16 protein-coding genes are annotated in these 16,559 nt (G+C 55.0%); 11 read left to right on the top strand and 5 right to left on the bottom strand.

The window, feature by feature from the left end; all coding sequences use genetic code 11:
- Positions 1-6: 6 nt before the first annotated feature.
- From rsxB to ACT3TC_RS08135, 7 genes are read left to right on the top strand one after another with little or no spacing between them, the layout of a single operon-like run.
- Positions 7-615 carry an electron transport complex subunit RsxB gene (gene rsxB, locus ACT3TC_RS08165; protein WP_444639694.1) on the top strand — a complete coding sequence of 203 codons (609 nt, stop codon included), beginning with the start codon at positions 7-9 and terminating at the stop codon, positions 613-615.
- Positions 599-2,272, top strand: a complete 1,674-nt coding sequence (gene rsxC, locus ACT3TC_RS08160) for an electron transport complex subunit RsxC (protein WP_444639693.1) — start codon at positions 599-601, stop codon at positions 2,270-2,272. Before rsxB ends, rsxC begins: the two co-directional genes overlap by 17 nt.
- The gene (locus tag ACT3TC_RS08155; RefSeq protein WP_444639692.1) at positions 2,269-3,309 is read left to right on the top strand and encodes an RnfABCDGE type electron transport complex subunit D; all 1,041 of its coding nucleotides are present in this window, start codon (positions 2,269-2,271) and stop codon (positions 3,307-3,309) included. The genes rsxC and ACT3TC_RS08155 overlap by 4 nt, the downstream gene beginning before the upstream one ends.
- A complete protein-coding gene (gene rsxG, locus ACT3TC_RS08150) occupies positions 3,306-3,941 on the top strand; it encodes an electron transport complex subunit RsxG (RefSeq protein ID WP_444630583.1) in 636 nt (211 codons plus the stop codon). The genes ACT3TC_RS08155 and rsxG overlap by 4 nt, the downstream gene beginning before the upstream one ends.
- On the top strand, positions 3,938-4,639 hold the full coding sequence (locus ACT3TC_RS08145) for an electron transport complex subunit E (RefSeq protein ID WP_444630584.1): 702 nt from the start codon (positions 3,938-3,940) through the stop codon (positions 4,637-4,639). Before rsxG ends, ACT3TC_RS08145 begins: the two co-directional genes overlap by 4 nt.
- Before the next feature lie 15 nt (positions 4,640-4,654).
- A complete protein-coding gene (gene nth, locus ACT3TC_RS08140) occupies positions 4,655-5,293 on the top strand; it encodes an endonuclease III (RefSeq protein WP_192526505.1) in 639 nt (212 codons plus the stop codon).
- 22 nt (positions 5,294-5,315) lie between these two features.
- Positions 5,316-6,386, top strand: coding sequence for a hypothetical protein (locus ACT3TC_RS08135; protein ID WP_444639691.1), 1,071 nt, complete (start codon positions 5,316-5,318; stop codon positions 6,384-6,386).
- Here the strand turns inward: ACT3TC_RS08135 and ACT3TC_RS08130 are convergent.
- Genes ACT3TC_RS08130 through ACT3TC_RS08115 form a run of 4 tightly spaced genes read right to left on the bottom strand, consistent with a single transcriptional unit; the run spans position 6,383 to position 10,509 of the window.
- Positions 6,383-7,456 (bottom strand): tRNA-queuosine alpha-mannosyltransferase domain-containing protein, encoded by a 1,074-nt coding sequence (locus ACT3TC_RS08130; protein WP_444639690.1) that lies wholly within the window; start codon positions 7,454-7,456, stop codon positions 6,383-6,385. The genes ACT3TC_RS08135 and ACT3TC_RS08130 overlap by 4 nt on opposite strands.
- A gap of 41 nt (positions 7,457-7,497) precedes the next feature.
- Complete coding sequence (locus ACT3TC_RS08125) at positions 7,498-8,505, bottom strand: ArsA family ATPase (RefSeq protein ID WP_444639689.1); 1,008 nt, start codon at positions 8,503-8,505, stop codon at positions 7,498-7,500.
- 31 nt (positions 8,506-8,536) lie between these two features.
- The gene (locus ACT3TC_RS08120) at positions 8,537-8,815 is read right to left on the bottom strand and encodes a cory-CC-star protein (RefSeq protein WP_172116530.1); all 279 of its coding nucleotides are present in this window, start codon (positions 8,813-8,815) and stop codon (positions 8,537-8,539) included.
- A gap of 17 nt (positions 8,816-8,832) precedes the next feature.
- Entirely contained in the window at positions 8,833-10,509 is a 1,677-nt protein-coding gene (locus ACT3TC_RS08115) for a carbon starvation CstA family protein (protein ID WP_441679192.1), read from the bottom strand.
- Positions 10,510-10,776: 267 nt separating this feature from the next.
- Between ACT3TC_RS08115 and ACT3TC_RS08110 the strand changes: the two genes are divergently transcribed.
- Genes ACT3TC_RS08110 through ACT3TC_RS08095 form a run of 4 tightly spaced genes read left to right on the top strand, consistent with a single transcriptional unit; the run spans position 10,777 to position 16,155 of the window.
- A complete protein-coding gene (locus tag ACT3TC_RS08110) occupies positions 10,777-11,151 on the top strand; it encodes a response regulator transcription factor (protein WP_172116528.1) in 375 nt (124 codons plus the stop codon).
- A complete protein-coding gene (locus ACT3TC_RS08105; protein ID WP_444639688.1) occupies positions 11,148-13,205 on the top strand; it encodes an exonuclease domain-containing protein in 2,058 nt (685 codons plus the stop codon). Before ACT3TC_RS08110 ends, ACT3TC_RS08105 begins: the two co-directional genes overlap by 4 nt.
- Complete coding sequence (locus ACT3TC_RS08100) at positions 13,202-13,405, top strand: hypothetical protein (RefSeq protein WP_172116526.1); 204 nt, start codon at positions 13,202-13,204, stop codon at positions 13,403-13,405. Before ACT3TC_RS08105 ends, ACT3TC_RS08100 begins: the two co-directional genes overlap by 4 nt.
- Before the next feature lie 2 nt (positions 13,406-13,407).
- Entirely contained in the window at positions 13,408-16,155 is a 2,748-nt protein-coding gene (locus ACT3TC_RS08095) for an ATP-binding protein (RefSeq protein ID WP_444639687.1), read from the top strand.
- On the opposite strand, the gene ACT3TC_RS08090 is transcribed toward ACT3TC_RS08095, so the two are convergent.
- Positions 16,152-16,514 (bottom strand): HlyU family transcriptional regulator, encoded by a 363-nt coding sequence (locus ACT3TC_RS08090; protein WP_444639686.1) that lies wholly within the window; start codon positions 16,512-16,514, stop codon positions 16,152-16,154. The genes ACT3TC_RS08095 and ACT3TC_RS08090 overlap by 4 nt on opposite strands.
- Between the last annotated feature and the right edge of the window lie 45 nt (positions 16,515-16,559).

Below are 16,559 nucleotides of genomic sequence, written 5' to 3'. Positions count from 1 at the left end.
TCTACCATGAGTGATGGTTTTTCTCTCTGGGGGATTGTCAGTTCAATTGGCATCTTGACGGGGCTTGGCATCGGCTTTGGCGCCCTACTGGGGGCGGTTAGTGAACGTTTTAAGGGGGACGAGCACCCTCTTGTTGAGCAAATTGATGCGCTGCTGCCCCAATCGCAGTGCGGCCAATGCGGTTACCCAGGCTGCCGCCCTTACGCCGAAGCGATTAATGAGGGCGACGCACTCAACAAGTGCCCGCCCGGTGGCGAGGCAACCATTCATGCCTTGGCAGACCTACTCGGCCGTGAACCCGAGCCACTTGATGGCGAGGCGCTCAGCGAAGCCAACGTGGCGTATATCCGCGAGGCCGAGTGCATTGGCTGCACCAAGTGCATTCAGGCGTGCCCAGTGGATGCCATTATTGGCGCGGCCAAACAGATGCACACCGTGATTGAGGATGAGTGCACAGGCTGTGACTTATGCGTTGACCCTTGCCCGGTAGACTGTATCGACATGCTGCCCCGAAGTACGCCGCTTGGCCAGTGGCAGCCCGTTGTTTTACCCACTGGCGTCATTGCAAGCGACCGTACACCAGCAACAAGGGGGCCAGATGGCACACCCATTTGATTTCCCAGGCGGCATCTACCCACCGGAGCGAAAGGACCGTTCAACGCAATCACCGTTGCGACGTGCCCCGTTACCGTCGCAGGTCATCCTTCCGCTGTGCCAGCATAGCGGCCGCCCCGCCACCCCCTGTGTGGCCCGGGGCGATCATGTTCGCGTTGGCAGCCTGATCGCCAAGCGCGATGGTTTGATATCCGCAGATATCCACGCGACAGTGAGTGGCACGGTTAGCCGAGTAGATAGCGACGTTATTCACATAGACAGCGATGGCCAGGATACCTGGCAATATCTCCCCCCGCTCGATTGGCGAAAAACAGATGCACCTACACTGCTTACACGGCTGGATGACAGCGGTGTGGTCGGGTTAGGTGGTGCCGGTTTCCCGACCCATATCAAGGCTCGCGTGATTGAGCGCCATGCTATCGACACGCTGGTGATTAACGCCGCCGAATGCGAGCCTTACATTACGGCCGACGACCTCACATTACGGAATTATCCAGGCGACATGCTGGAAGGCGCACAGCTCATCGCTGCCTTATGCGGTGCCCAGCAGATCATCATCGGCATTGAAGATAATAAGCCCGAGGCCATTACCGCCTTGGAGCATGTCCTTCCAGACAGCCAGCCAGCCCGCGTGACGCTGGCCGTTATCCCTACTCGTTATCCAAGTGGTAGCGAGCGACAGTTAATTAAAAAGCTGTTGAACCGAACAGTACCCAGCCAAGGCCTACCGGCAGATGTTGGGGTGCTTTGCCACAACCCCGGCACGCTACTGGCAGCACTTCACGCAGTGCGTGATGGCCAACCGTTGGTTGAGCGCGTGGTGACGCTCACCGGAGAAGCGCTTAACCAACCGGGCAACTACTGGGTGCGCTTAGGAACATCCATTGAGAACCTGCTGGTTCATGCAGGCCTTGATAATGCCAAGCTTGGTCGCGTTGTTCAGGGCGGCCCGATGATGGGCAGCTCGCTTGAGTCGCTCACAGCGCCCGTGATCAAAACGACGAACTGCCTGATTGCGGCAACGCCTGACGAACTGCCGTCTGCGCCGATGGAATCCCCTTGTATCCGCTGCGGAGCGTGTGAAAGCGTATGCCCCGCCCAGCTGCTTCCTCAGCAGTTGCACTGGTACGCCCGCGCCCAGGACGACGACAAGCTAACGAGCTATCACCTTTTTGACTGCATCGAATGTGGCGCCTGTAGCTATGTTTGCCCTAGCCATATTTCGCTGGTCGATGATTACCGCGACGCCAAACGTCGCCTTCGCTACCAACAAATTGAAGCAGCCAAGGCCGAACATGCCAAGCATCGCTTCGAGTTTCGCCAGGCACGCCTGGCCCGAGAAGAGACAGAAAAACAGGCGCGCCGTCAGGCCCGGCTAGCGCACAACAAGCCCACCGACGGCAACGCCAGTAACGAGAGCACCAGCGCGCCTCCAGCCGACTTGCGCAGCCTGCGTATTGCCCAAACAGCGGCCAAGGCAGCGGTTAGAAAAGCCGAAAAAGTGCTCGCACGGGCAGCCCAGCAAGAGCCACAGCACTCCCATGAAGACCTGGAAACGCTGCTGGCGACCGCCCAGGAAAATCTTAAGGCCGCCGATTTACAGCTGGCGCAAGCGCGTGAAAGTGCTAAAGCACCGACCGAGGAGGACACCCCATGAGTATGTTTCACGCATCACAAGTAAGCGCCTCCTCTGCCAAGTCAACAACACCAGCAACGGCGTCATTAATGCGCTGGGTGGTGGTCGCCACACTGCCTGGCGTGTTGGCCATGACGTATTACTTTGGGTTGGGCGTACTCAGCAATATTGCCTTGGCGGCCATTATGGGCATGTTTCTTGAGGCGGGCATGCTGCGCCTTCGCCGCCGACCCATCGCGCCAGCCTTAACGGATACCAGCGCCCTACTTACTGGCGTACTGCTGGGTGCCTCGCTCCCTCCGGCAAGCCCTTGGTGGCTAATTGGGGTCGGCATGATCGCCGCCATGGTGATTGCCAAGCAGCTGTATGGTGGCCTGGGGCATAATCCGTTTAATCCGGCCATGGTGGGCTATGCGCTATTGCTGGTCTCATTTCCTACGTACATGACGCTGTGGGCGCCGCCTCAGCCACTCATTAGCGAGACGCTCTGGGCACAAATTCTCGGAACACTGCCTACTTCCCAACTTGATGCGCTTAGCGGTGCAACGCCATTGGATGTGTTCAAACATAAGGCCGAAGGGCTCTCTGCCGAGCAGTTCTGGTTAAGCGCACCGCTACCCGAACAAACGCTTGCAGCCTGGTACAGCATCAGTCTGGCCTGGCTTGCGGGCGGGGTGCTGCTGCTGTTTAAACGGATTATTAGTTGGCACATTCCCATCGCCCTGTTAGGTAGTCTGGTAGCGTTGGCAACACTGTTTCATCTACTTGATCCTAACCGTTTTGCATCGCCTCTTTTTCACCTGGTAACCGGTGCGGCGCTGTTTGGGGCTTTCTTTATTGCCACCGACCCAGTATCCGCGGCGACCAGCCAGCGCGGAAAATTGCTGTACGGCATGGGCATGGGGGTGCTGATCATGGTGATTCGCAACCTGGGAGGCTATCCGGATGCGGTGGCTTTTGCCGTTTTGTTGATGAACCTGTGCGTCCCATTGATTGACCTGTACACCGTGCCCCGCCCTCAAGGCCACTCAAAAGGCGCGCCAGGAGCATTACGATGACGCCCATTATCGCCATGCGGCGTGGCGCTTTAACGCTGGGTATCTTCGCGCTCGTTACGGCAGGCAGCGTCGCGGTTACCCGGGCCTTGACCTCTGAACGTATTACCCAGCATCAGCAAACCTACCAGCTCCGCCAGCTGCAAGCGGTACTGCCTCAGGCATTAGCTGATACACCGACGGATCAAGTGCTAAACAGTGCCTTCTACTTGCCCAATGCCGCCGCCCTGGGCCACCGAACGCCAGTGACAGGCTGGCAAATCAGCCGTGGGGATCACCGCGTTACTGTTCTGCCAGTGATCACGCGCCAGGGTTACAGTGGAGAAATTGATTTACTGGTAGGAATAAATGAGCAGCAGCGTATTAGCGGTGTACGCGTGACCTACCATCAGGAGACCCCAGGCCTCGGTGATAAGATTGAGCGCCAGCGCAGCGACTGGATTACCCGCTTTAACGGATTAAGCCTTGATGAACTGCCACCAAATGCCTGGGCCGTTAAAAAAGAGGGCGGCCAGTTTGATGGTTTTACCGGCGCAACCATTACACCTCGCGCCGTTATTGAGGCCGTTCATAACGCTTTAGAGTACGCCGCCAATACGCCGCTACCGGGTAACATTGAGGAGCCGATTCGATGAGCCAATGGCAAGCGCTGACCCGTGACGGGCTTTGGAGCAATAATCCGGCATTAGTACAATTGCTGGGGTTATGTCCACTGCTGGCCGTCAGCACAACCGTGGTTAACTCGCTAGGGTTAGCCATCGCCACGCTGTTTGTCATGGTAGGCACCAGCACCGCCGTATCGCTTGTGCGTCACCAAGTGCCGAATGCCGTTCGGCTACCGGCCTTTGTCATGATCATCGCGGCGTTTGTTACCTGTGCTGAACTATTGATGGCCGCCTATGCCTACCCGCTCTATCAACTGCTGGGTATTTTTATTCCGCTAATCGTCACCAACTGCGCCATTTTAGGGCGTGCCGATGCGTTTGCCTCCCGCCAACCGGTAGGACTTGCAGCGCTTGACGGCCTGATGATGGGCATTGGTTTCGGTAGCGTTTTAGTACTGCTTGGCGGGCTGCGTGAGCTATTGGGCCAAGGCACGCTATTTAGTGATATGGCGCTACTGCTTGGTCCTATCGCGGCCAATTGGCAACTCACCCTGGTAGACGACTATCAATTTCTGTTTTTCGTGCTGCCGCCTGGCGCATTTTTTGTGGCCGGGATGCTGATCGCGCTAAAAAACGTGATAGACCAGCGACGCGCCGCACGTGCCTTGCCTTCAGCGGCCACCCCACGAACAGAGCGCCGCGTCCGGGTCACCGGCATCATCAAGTAACCGTAGAGACACGCTATGAATGCCCAAAAGCGTCATGAAATTTTTGCTCGCCTTCAAGCAGCAGACCCGCACCCGACAACAGAGCTCAACTGGACGACCCCCTTTGAGCTGCTTGCGGCGGTTTTACTTTCCGCACAAGCCACCGATGTCGGCGTCAATAAAGCCACCGCACGGCTCTACCCCGTTGCCAATACGCCCCAGGCTATTATTGACTTGGGGATTGATCAGCTTAAAGCGCATATCAAGACCATCGGCCTGTATAACACCAAAGCAGAGAACTTGATGAAGACCTGCCATATTCTGGTCAACCAGCACGGCGGCGTCGTGCCCGACACGCGTAGTGCGTTAGAAGCACTGCCAGGGGTTGGGCGTAAAACCGCCAATGTAATTCTGAATACGGCGTTCGGGCAGCCAACCATTGCCGTCGATACGCATATCTTTCGTGTATCGAACCGTACCGGCATCGCCAAAGGCAAAAATGTCGTTGAAGTCGAGCAGAAGTTAATACGCCATGTGCCCAGGGAGTTTAAGCAGGATGCTCACCACTGGTTGATTCTCCACGGTCGATACACCTGCATTGCGCGCAAACCTCGTTGCGGAAGCTGTATTATAGAAGACCTGTGCGAGTACCCCGACAAAATCGAACTCGCCTAGCTTACGTTAACAGGAGACTCCTATGCCGATGCCTGCCACTTTGCTACATGACCAACCCATTGAGCAGCGTATTGACGCGTTATTTGCGCTCTCCCGTCAGCACGCTGACCACTTTGGCAGTGCAGGCGCCTGGCTTTCACGCCAACGCTACCTGGCGCAACACCCTACGTCGATTGTGGTTATGAAATGTATGGATGGGCGTATTCATATCCCACACGCCACCCGCACACCGCTCGGCATTATTACCCCATTTCGTAACCTTGGCGGGATTTTCGATTTGGGTTGGCCATATTTGGGTGAGCTACTTACCGACACCGTTATTGAAGCCACCAACGCGGGGCGAGCCACGCTTTTATTGATTACTTACCACTTTTCCGAGGGCAACCCGGCGCGAGGATGCGCCGGATTCGCTTGCGACACCCAAGCCGCCAAAGCACACGCGCATACGATTGCCCACCAGGCTGGTCAGCTATTTGGTGAAGACCATCAGCAGGTGTACCCGTTAGTGTGTGGCTTTGAAACGGATAGCGACGCTCTCATCCTTCACGGTCAGGACGACGCAGTATTGGATGTGCGCGAATGGGTTGGGCAGCCTATAGAAGCGCTCACCGCGCATCTACAGGCTATTTTCCCTGATATGCCTGCGGACATACGCCGGGATTTACTGCCTTTATTGAAAGGTAACTTGGCGCATGTCAATGATCTTCAGGGCGTTGAACGCGAACTGGATATCGAGCATCGTGAGTGGGCAATTTGTATTGGGCGTGGGTTCGACTTTTTGCACTTGCCTAATACAGCACTGATTATTGGGCCTTACGGGCCCGACCTGGCTGAACCGATTGGTACTGCCGCCACGATTATTGAAGCCAATATGCAGGCTGGCAAGATCCCCGATGATGGTTTTATGCTGCTTGCCTCAACACCGTATCAGCATAGCGGCGTGGATCGTGCCCGGGCGATGCTGAAGTCGCGTTTTTTATCCGAGTTCGCCGAGCACGTCATTCGGCGGGAGCATCCGCACCTTGCCCAAAAAATGCGCCGCCATACGGCTGTCGTTCACTGGCCAACCCGACGGCTAGATTCCCTGGACTAGCGCGGTAGCGATAAGCCTGGCTGTAATAGTGCGCGGTACGCATCGCGCCAGGCGGGCCATTCCCAGGCCTGCGTGTTTATCTCCCCAGGCCGTGAATCGGGTGTGCTAAGCCACGCATGCAAACGCTTATAAAGGCCGTCTGGCGTACCATCATAACGGTAAGCATCTGGATATAGCTCAGGAAAACACAGCCTATCGGGCACTAGCGGTAATGCTCCGCGCTGGGCAGCTTCCATAATGGCCAAGCCCTGAAACTCATGCCAGGTCGTCGAGACTACAATCCCGGCGGTCGCCAACAGCTCGCGGTATTGCGGTTCCGACTGCGGGCCCCAAGCCACATTATGCGCAGCTAGTTTCTCCTGGGCGATATCAAAAATAGGCGGTGTTTGCCGAAAACGCTGACCCAATACGGCTAACTCAAACTCAATGCCCTTCTCGCTTAGCGCTATTAACGTATTGAAAAAGTCATCCGGATTTTTGTCATACTCCCAGCGATGGTTCCACACAATACGCCGTGAAACCCGACCATCAGTATGCGTTTCGGCCAGCGGTGAAATCGGTACGGGCAGTACGCGAGCACGTGAGCGTAATGCCTCAAGCGGCTTGGCCGCGGGCAGGTTTTCGGGCATTTTCTTTAAGAATGCCCGCACGCCGGTAAAAAACGAGTCGCGGTTATAGGCGGTGTTAAAAACAACGGTATCGGCGGCAAGCGCTGCATAGAGATTCACCATTTTTGCCTCTACCTGAGGCATCTGGTCACTCGATTCCGGATAGGCAAACTGGTTTTCGTGAAAATAGACAATTTTCCTGGCCCGGCCCAAATGAGGAAAAAGCCCCAGAAGCGTCGCCAAATCCACCATCGACGTTGCCAACACGACATCATAGGATTGGCTAAGTGTGTCATGCTCTTTTAGCCACCAGCTAAGCGGGTTACCGCGAATTCGCCAGGCAAAGTGACGCGGCGGTAAACTCAACGTTTGCCACGCCACTTCGGAAAGATTAGCCATTAAACTGTCTGCCCAGTAACGGTGGCTTACCGCTTCGTACGCCGAGAGTAGTAGAACGCGCATTAAAGCCCTTGTCTTAAAACCTGGTATTAAAAAACTCGCTATTAAAAACCCTGGTGCTCCAGCTTATCAGCCAGCGATTCTAACACGTCGATCCCTTGTACATCGGTCGCTAACCACGGTAGCGTGGGTCGAGGAAGATGCTTGAACAGCGTATCAATGCGTTCGAGATAGGTGGCCTCCTGCGCGCGTCGTGCCTGCAAAAAGGCACCGTCCGCTTCTTTAGGTATCACCCGGTTAACCAGTACGCCCGCCACGTTAATATTAACCTCTTCCAAGGCGCTGACGGCTCGCTGTGTCTCAAGGATAGGCAGTCGCTCCGGCGTCATGACGAATAAAAAGCTGCACGCCTTGGCATCCTCTATACGACGCCGTGCTTGGTGAAACAGCCGCCGCCGGTTAATGAGTGTTTCCGCCACCTCGCGGGTACGCTCATCCAGACCGGAAAGCGCATCTTCTGTGGGGTTATCAAAGGGAGTGGCCACATCCTGCCCACGTGATGGAGTGAGATGCTTAAGCACACCGCTCAATTCAGCCGACTTTCGATTATGCGCCAGCAGTCCATCCGTCCAGGCCGCCATGGCTTCGGGCAGGGTTAAAAGACGCAGCGTATGCCCGGTGGGCGCCGTATCGATAATCATCAAGTCATACGGTGCATCGTCATCCAGAATCAGCCGTGCCAGCCGCTCAAGCAGGGCCGCTTCCTGAGTACCGGGGGATTGACGCGTCAGGCGCATTTGCCGCTCTAGCTCCTGCATCATTTCAGGCGCGGCGAAGCGGCGCATTTGCTGGGTAACTCTATTTAAATGCGCTTCAACCTCACTATCAGGATCAATCTCCATGGCATCCAGATTAGGCAGCAAGCGACGCGGCGTATCGCCTAACGTTTGATCAAACACATCGCCCAGGCTATGGGCGGGGTCAGTTGAAACCACCAGCACGCGCTTGTTGCGTCTGGCCGCAAGAATTGCCAAAGAGGCCGCGACGGTTGTTTTACCCACGCCACCTTTACCGCCTACCCACAGCAGGCGGCGGTTGAGAACTGATTGCATAGATTACCTGTCCATGGGCTTATTTAGGGGGCTAGCAACAGCGAAAATGGTCCAGCGGCGAATGCTCCATGCCCATTCGCGTATGCCAGTCATGAAAACGTTCAAGCAGCAGCGGCTGCAATTCCAGCGTGTAGTAGGCGGCGGGGTTGGGTACACCCATCATTTCTGAAAAAACCAGCAGCATGAACAGGTCATCTTCATCACGGCGCGCCCGCGCAATCGCCCCTCGATAGCGCGCGCTATAGACCTCTTCGGTAAAAAAGCGGGCCTGGCCCAGCCAGGCCCGCAACGTATCACGCTTGGATAACATTATGATGCCCTCTTTATTTAGTCACCTTGGGCTGCCATTTCGGCACGCGAGCGTTTAAGCGCCGCGGCACACTCCATCGCGACGAGAATGGCCGCCATCAGCACCACAATATCCATCACCAGCAGGAACATGTTGCCTTGGTCCCAGAAAGTGCGAAGCTGAATGAGTAATGCCAATATGGTCATTACCAGCAAAAAGCACAGGGGCGCCAGGGTGTACCACATGGGCCGCCGCAGACGTACCAGCATGACGGTAATAATCAGCAGCGTTAACCCGGCCAGCAACTGGTTGGTGGTGCCAAAAAGCGGCCAGATAATCAAACCGCCAGAACCATCCGCACCACCCGCCCCGAACGCCAACAACAGGCAGGTTCCCACCGCCAGACCTGTCGCAAGTGCCGGTTTTTTCATCCACGGCTGGTTATAAATATCACCCCACTCCTGGAAAATATAACGCTGCAAGCGTAAGCCAGTATCCATGGTGGTACCTGCAAAAAGCGCGGCCATGACCGTAAGCAGCGTCGCGGCAGTAGCCTCAGGCAGCCCAATACCGTTATGAATAATAAATGCGCCCCCTTCCACAAAGGCGTTAACGCCGCCCTGGCCAAAGGCGCTGTACATGGCCTGCCAATCGCCAAATGTCGCAAACCCTGCCGTCGCGGCCAAAATAGCCGCTAGTGCTAGCATCCCCTCGCCTACCGCCCCAAAGTAGCCCACGAACCGCGCATCGGTTTCTTTATTAAGCTGTTTGGACGTTGTACCTGAAGATACCAGCCCGTGGAAACCCGATATTGCCCCGCAGGCAATCGTTACAAAAAGCAGCGGAATCATCGAAGGCGTGCCGGCAGGCACATTGCTGTTAAAGGCAGGCGCAACCAGCGTTGGGTTAAGCAGCACCAGCGCTCCATAAAGAATCAGCAGGCCGATAAATAGCTGCAAACCATTGATATAGTCTCGTGGCTGCAGCAGCATCCATACGGGCAATAGCGAAGCAATGGCTGCATAGCCAAACAAAATCACAATCCAGATAGCGTTACCCGATAGCCCAGCGACTTCAGCAGGCATTTGAACAGGCACCATCGGGCCAATACCAATAAGCGCATAAAGAGCGATGACGCCTAATACCGATACCACAGCTAGACTCAGTATCCGCCGGTAGATCAGCTGGCCAATGATCAGTGCCACAAAAATCGCCCCCCAAACCGGTACCACTGCACTAGGAAAGTTCATCATTAATCCGGCAATCACCACGGCAAACACGGCATTAACCATGAGCAGCACAAGGAAAATAACGATCATAAAAATGCTGCGTGCCCGTTTGCCGACCACATCGCCCGTTAAGGCGCCTACCGACTTGGCCTTATTACGTACGCTGGCCCATATAGCGCCAAAATCGTGTACACCGGCAAAAAAGATGGTGCCGAACACCACCCATAAAAAAGCAGGTGCCCAGCCCCATATCACCGCAATGGCAGGGCCTACTATGGGTGCCGCTCCCGCTACTGAGGTAAAGTGATGCCCCCAGAGCACAAAACGGTTGGTCGGCACATAGTCGATGCCATCCTCAAACTCATGGGCAGGGGTTTTGAAATCGGGGTCTAACTGATAGATCTTTTGAGCAATAAATTTAGAATACAACACGTATCCTAACGCCATTGCCCCAAGTCCGATTAACAGCAAGATAACAGCACTCATATGCGCGGCTCCTTTGGCAAGATTGTTCTTTATTATTAAAACCAAGGCACGTATAGGTCAGGTGTTTCTATTTATATGTTGGTACGGCTTCTTGATTACGTCTATGTCTAAATCTCTTGAACACCGATTATTCACCCTAAAGTTGTAAACTGGTACCCGCACTCGCTTTCTATTCGGCCAAGGTCGTCTTGGCCTGCCTTGCATCGCTACCTACACTCGTAGTGAGTGAGATAAACGTTTTTAAATAACAACCAGTCGGTGGGCTCCATGACAAAAGTGCTAGTGGTCGATGATGAACCGAACATCGTCCTGTCGATTGAATTTTTAATGGAGCAGGCAGGGTTTGATGTCATCAGCGCGCTGGATGGCGAACAAGCCCTTGAGTGTGTGGCGGCCAACGAACCAGATGTAGTGTTACTGGATATTAGCCTTCCCGGGATTAGCGGGTTTGATGTATTGGAAGCACTACGCAGCCATACCGCTACGGCACAGCTGCCGGTGATTATGCTCACCGCCCATGGCCGTGAAGCGGAGCGTGAAAAGGGCTTTGCGCTGGGCGCTAACGCCTATATTACCAAGCCATTTTCAACACAGGCGCTGGTTGAGAAAGTGCAAACCCTGCTGGGTGAGGAAACCTCATGACGCCAAAGGCACTGCCTAAACGGCAGCGTTTGGTGGGTGCCTGGCTACTGCTTAGCGGCTTGAGCCTCTTGGGCGGGGCTTTATTTGCTGCTTGGCTGGAAAGCCAGTTGAACGTGCGTGGTGGCTATCGGCTTATCCTCTGGGCAGGTTGCTTTTCAGGCGGCATCACACTTTTCTTAGTGGGCTTGCTGCTTGAACGTCTGCTTTTTACGCCGCTACGCAGTCTACAAGCACAGCTTGCCCGACTGGCCGCCAACCCTGATACCGAAGACACCTGGCCCCCGCAAGGCTGGCTGAAGGGCCTGGCACCTGATCTACGCCGTGTGCAAGAGAGCTGGCACTCGGACCGTCATTCATTGCATAAGGCCCGTGCCGAGGGCGCCCAAAGCGCAACCCGTATCCGTAAAGCGCTTGAGGCGCTGCTACAGGTGCTGGAAACGCCGCTTCTGCTTTACGATAAGCACCGCCGTTTGATGCTGTTCAACCAAGCGGCTGAGCGCTTTTTTGTGAATACGCAAGGCCTAGGCTTGGGTAAGCGTCTGGAAGCCCTATTGCCGCTTGCAAGTTTGCAACAACTCCTTGAGCAACTGCCCGCTAATGGCACTCCGCGTGAGCTTTTGGTGCCGTGTGATCAGCGCTGGTTAAAAGTCATTATCCGTCGGGTGCCTGAAAGCCAAGGTGAAACACTGATAACCTGCAGCGATGCCACGGCGGCCTGGGCCAGTGAACGGGGTGAGCGGGCCGATCTTGCACGTATGCTCACACCTCTGCGCCAACATACGGCAAGCCTGGTAACGGCGACGGATGCACTCAGCCAACTGCGTCAATCAGCGCATGAAAGTGGCTCGCTTGCTCAGCGGCTGGAGCAAGTAGTGCGCGAAGAGAGTAGCGCCCTTGGTGAAACAGTCGCCAACGTCAGTGAACTTGTTGAAGCCATGCAGCAACAGGGTGAGCGGCTTACTTCAATATGGTCCAATGACTTTTGGCAGATGCTGGATGATTATCTGGACCCTGCCCACCGCCTGATCACCCCCATTGGGATGCCGGTCTGGTTTAAAGGCGATGCCCCTGCGTTGATGGCTCTTTTTGGATCGCTGGTTAAACACCTGAGTGATTACATCACAGGTAGTGTGTTTGAAGGCGAAGTGTCGCTTAGCCCTAAACACACCTACCTCGACCTTGTATGGAAGGGCAAACCGATACCCGAGAGCGAGCTTACCAAGTGGCTGATGCACCCCCTGAACACGCTCCCCTTGAGCCCAAGTGCGGCGGATGTATTGCGCCAGCACGCAAGCGATGCCTGGAGCACGCAAGACACCGACGGCCAGCACGCACGCTTGCGGCTACCACTTCTTGGCGTGGCGCAAAATGCGGCTCCGCGCTCTGCGCCACCTCGGCCAGAATTTCATGATTTTGGTATCGCAGACTTGCCCTCACCCGATACCACGCTCGCTAATTGCGCTCTGCGTAGCTTGGAACTGGTGATTTTTGATACCGAAACAACCGGTCTTGAGCTACGCAGAGGCGATACGGTGATCAGCCTCGGCGCCTGTCGTATTGTGAATGGGCGCTTATTAGCCAGCGATGTGTTTGATCACTACGTTAACCCACACAAGCCGATTCCTGCCGCCAGTACCGCGATTCATGGCATCACAGATAGCGACGTTAACGAAGCCCCGCGCCTGGAGCAGGTGCTACCGCACTTTCGTGATTATATTGGTGAAGCTGTCCTGCTCGCCCATAACGCTTCGTTCGATATGCTCGCGATCAGTCAGAAAGGTGTGCTATTCGACATGCCCGTACTGGATACTTTATTAATCTCCCGTGCGCTTGATGAAGGGCTCGATGGCCATGACCTGGACAGCCTGGTGAAGCGGTATGGCTTGACACTGCCACCCGGTCTTCGCCATACGGCGCTGGGCGATGCTCGCGTAACTGGCGAGCTCTGGCTTGCATTACTGCCGCGTTTGGAAGCACGCGGAATTACCACTCTTGAGCAGCTACTCGCCTTACAAGCCAGTGCGTTTGATAAAGAGGATGCCAGCGCCTCATGATGCCTTCAAATTCACGCTACCGAGAACGCTTGCTTGGGCTAGTCACCCTGGCACTGATGCTTTTCTGTCCGCCACTGCTTCTAGTGATTGATCGCCTGCCCTCGGTAGGTATCGGCTGGCTACCCCTTTATCTTTTCTGCAGTTGGGCATTCATCATTGGCCTGAGCGCATGGCTGATGGAACCTACTAAAAGGCGATAATCATGCGAACGGATGCGCTGATACTAAGTGCGGTGTTCGGCTATTTAGGCCTGCTTTTCCTGGTAGCGGCCTGGGGCGACCGCCGGGCGGTGCAAGGCCGTTCGATTATCAACTCACCAACGGTATATGCGCTTTCTATTGCCGTTTACTGTACGGCATGGACGTTCTACGGCAGTGTCGGGCGCGCGGCGCAGTTTGGCCCAAGTTTTTTACTTATCTATTTAGGGCCAACGCTTGCGATGATGCTATCGCCTTTTATCATCCGCAAAATGGTGCGCATTGCCGCACGCCAACGGCTCACCTCCATTGCTGACTTTATTAGCGCCCGCTATGGCAAAAGTGCCAGTCTTGGCGCACTGGTGGCGCTCATATCGCTGATTACCATTACGCCGTATATAGCCCTACAGCTAAAGGCCATTACGGTGAGCCATGCGGTACTCATTAGCTACCCACAAAGCGCTGAGTCGATTCTCTATAATGAGCGTTTCTGGATGGACCGCTCCTTGTGGGTTGCTTTGGTACTGGCCGTTTTTATTATTTTATTCGGCACACGCCATCTGGATGCCAGCGAGCGTCATGAAGGCATGGTAGCGGCTATTGCGCTGGAGTCTATTGTCAAACTAGTGGCTTTTCTAGCGGTGGGGATTTTTGTTGTCTTTATCCTGTTTGAGGGGCCAGGTTCGCTGTTTACTCAGGTCGCCCAAACGCCTGCTTTAAGCCAATTAATGCACCTGGAAAGCGTTCCAGGTGGAGCAACCGGCTGGGTAGGCATGTTGGTCCTTGCCTTTCTGGCGTTCCTAACCCTACCACGTCAGTTCCAGGTGCTGGTGGTTGAAAATATCGATGAGCGCCATCTTGCCAGGGCCAGTTGGCTATTCCCCCTGTATTTACTCCTGATTAACCTATTTGTGATCCCTATTGCCCTGGCCGGTTTACTGCTCGATGCGGGAGACCCAGACAGCTTTGTGCTGACCCTGCCGCTTTCTGCGGGGCTTGAAGGGCTTCCCCTGCTGGTCTTTATTGGTGGGCTTTCTGCGGCAACGGGCATGGTCATTGTTGAAACCATTGCGCTCTCCACTATGGTCAGCAACCAACTGATCATGCCGCTCTTGCTACGTTTTAAGGCGCTGCATACAGACAGTAAAGGCGGGCTTGCCCGGTGGCTTTTAAGAATACGCCGGGTCGCCATCGTACTTATCTTGCTACTCGGCTATCTCTACCACGCGCTCATCGGCGACTCCTACAGTTTAGTCACCATCGGCCTGGTATCTTTCGTCGGCGCGGCACAGTTCGCACCGGCCCTGCTAATTGGCCTTTATTGGCGTGGTGCTACCCGGCTGGGGGCAGTGTATGGCTTAATCGGTGGATTCTTCATGTGGAGCTACACCCTGCTCCTGCCTGGGTTTGCTCAGTCCGGATGGCTGGATAGCGCACTACTCACCGAAGGCCCTTGGGGTATTGGCTGGCTGACGCCCTATGCGCTTTTTGGGTTGGAAGAATGGGATATTTATACGCACTCCCTTCTCTGGAGCATGTTTGTCAACGCAGGTCTGTTAGTGAGCATTTCACTGTTTACGCGTTCCACCCCGCTTGAACAAACCCAGGCCGCCCTGTTTACCGAGGCGCTGCACCCCAACCTGCCCACCACTTCGCTTCAACGTGGCCAAACAACGCAAGGTGCTCTGCATGAGCTATTGGTGCGTTACTTAGGGCTTAAAGCGGCGCAGCAGGTTTTTTCAACACACACCCAAACCCTTAGTACATTGCAAAAAGACCAGCCTGCCGCTGATGAACTTATCATGCGCGCAGAACAGGCCTTGGCGGGCTCACTGGGTAATGCGTCAGCGCGCGTATTGATCAACTCGGTGGTTCGCGGTGAAGCACTCGACATTGAGTCATTGCTCAGCATGCTGGACATCACCACGCAAACGCTGGAGTACAACCGTCGTTTAAAACAGAAATCGGATGAGCTGACGCGAATCGGCAAGGACTTACAAAGCGCCAATGATCGACTCCGTGAACTGGACCGTTTAAAGGATGAGTTTGTAGCGATGGTGAGTCATGAGCTGCGCACCCCGCTCACCTCCATTCGCGCATTTGCAGAAATCCTGTCAGGTTCTCAGACCGTCCCCGAGGAAAAGCGACAGCACTTTTTGCACGTCATGGTGCTTGAGAGCCAGCGCCTTTCACGGCTGATCGATGAAATTCTGGATCTTGCTCGCCTGGAGAGCGGCCGTATGACGTTTGATGCAAAAACGCTGGATCTAGCAGCGCTTACCGACCATAGCCTTGAAGCGATTGCGCGACTACAAGAGCAACGTAATGTCCACCTTGAAATCACTATTTTAGAACGACCCGCCAACGTTATTGGCGACCCGGACCGGCTGGAGCAAATTATTATCAACTTGCTGGATAACGCGAGCAAATTTGCCGACCCGGCAGACCCACACGTCTTGCTGCGCTTGTATAAACAGAATCAACACGTTTATTTATGCGTCGAAGATAATGGCGCAGGCATTGAGCCAAGCGCACGTGAACATGTATTCGAGAAATTCCACCAGCTACAGCCGGGCGATACATCCACCGGTGGTCGCCCTAAAGGTAGTGGTTTAGGCTTACCCATCAGCCGGGCAATTGCTGTTCACATGGGTGGCAGGCTTTGGGTAGAGGATGCCCAAGTACTCAAGGGCGCCTGCTTTGTATTGACACTACCTGAAGCAGAGCCTAACAAAGGCACGCCTGCGCCTTAGGCACTTGGCGTTTGCTGGTTATCCGTCACTGTTGGCTCACTGCCCGCATGACGAGGGTCAGGCTTAAACATTTCATCGCCCACTTCATCAATAAAACGTTGTGCCTTGGTCACCATCATGGCGTCGCAAGCATCGCGACCAGGCAACATATCGGAACGCTCAAAGCGAAGTTCACGCGGCTCACCATTGCTATCAGCCTTACTAATCCAACCACTGACGCGGTATTGACCGCTTTGTTGATCGGGCTGAGAAACGATCGAATAGCCTTTGTATTCCACCGGTTCCGCGGCATTGGTGACCGCCTTAGTGGCCGACTTACTGCCGCCACCCAACAGTCCTGAAAAGAGCTTTTTAAACATACGGGCTCCTCGCGTTAGAAAAAAAGCGGCAGGAAAACCCTGCCG

The sequence above is a fragment of the Halomonas sp. AOP27-A1-41 genome, assembly GCF_052378605.1.
Classification (GTDB): domain Bacteria; phylum Pseudomonadota; class Gammaproteobacteria; order Pseudomonadales; family Halomonadaceae; genus Vreelandella; species Vreelandella citrativorans.
The sequence above is the reverse complement of the archived record's forward strand: the minus strand, read 5'-3'. Positions and strand labels throughout refer to the sequence as shown.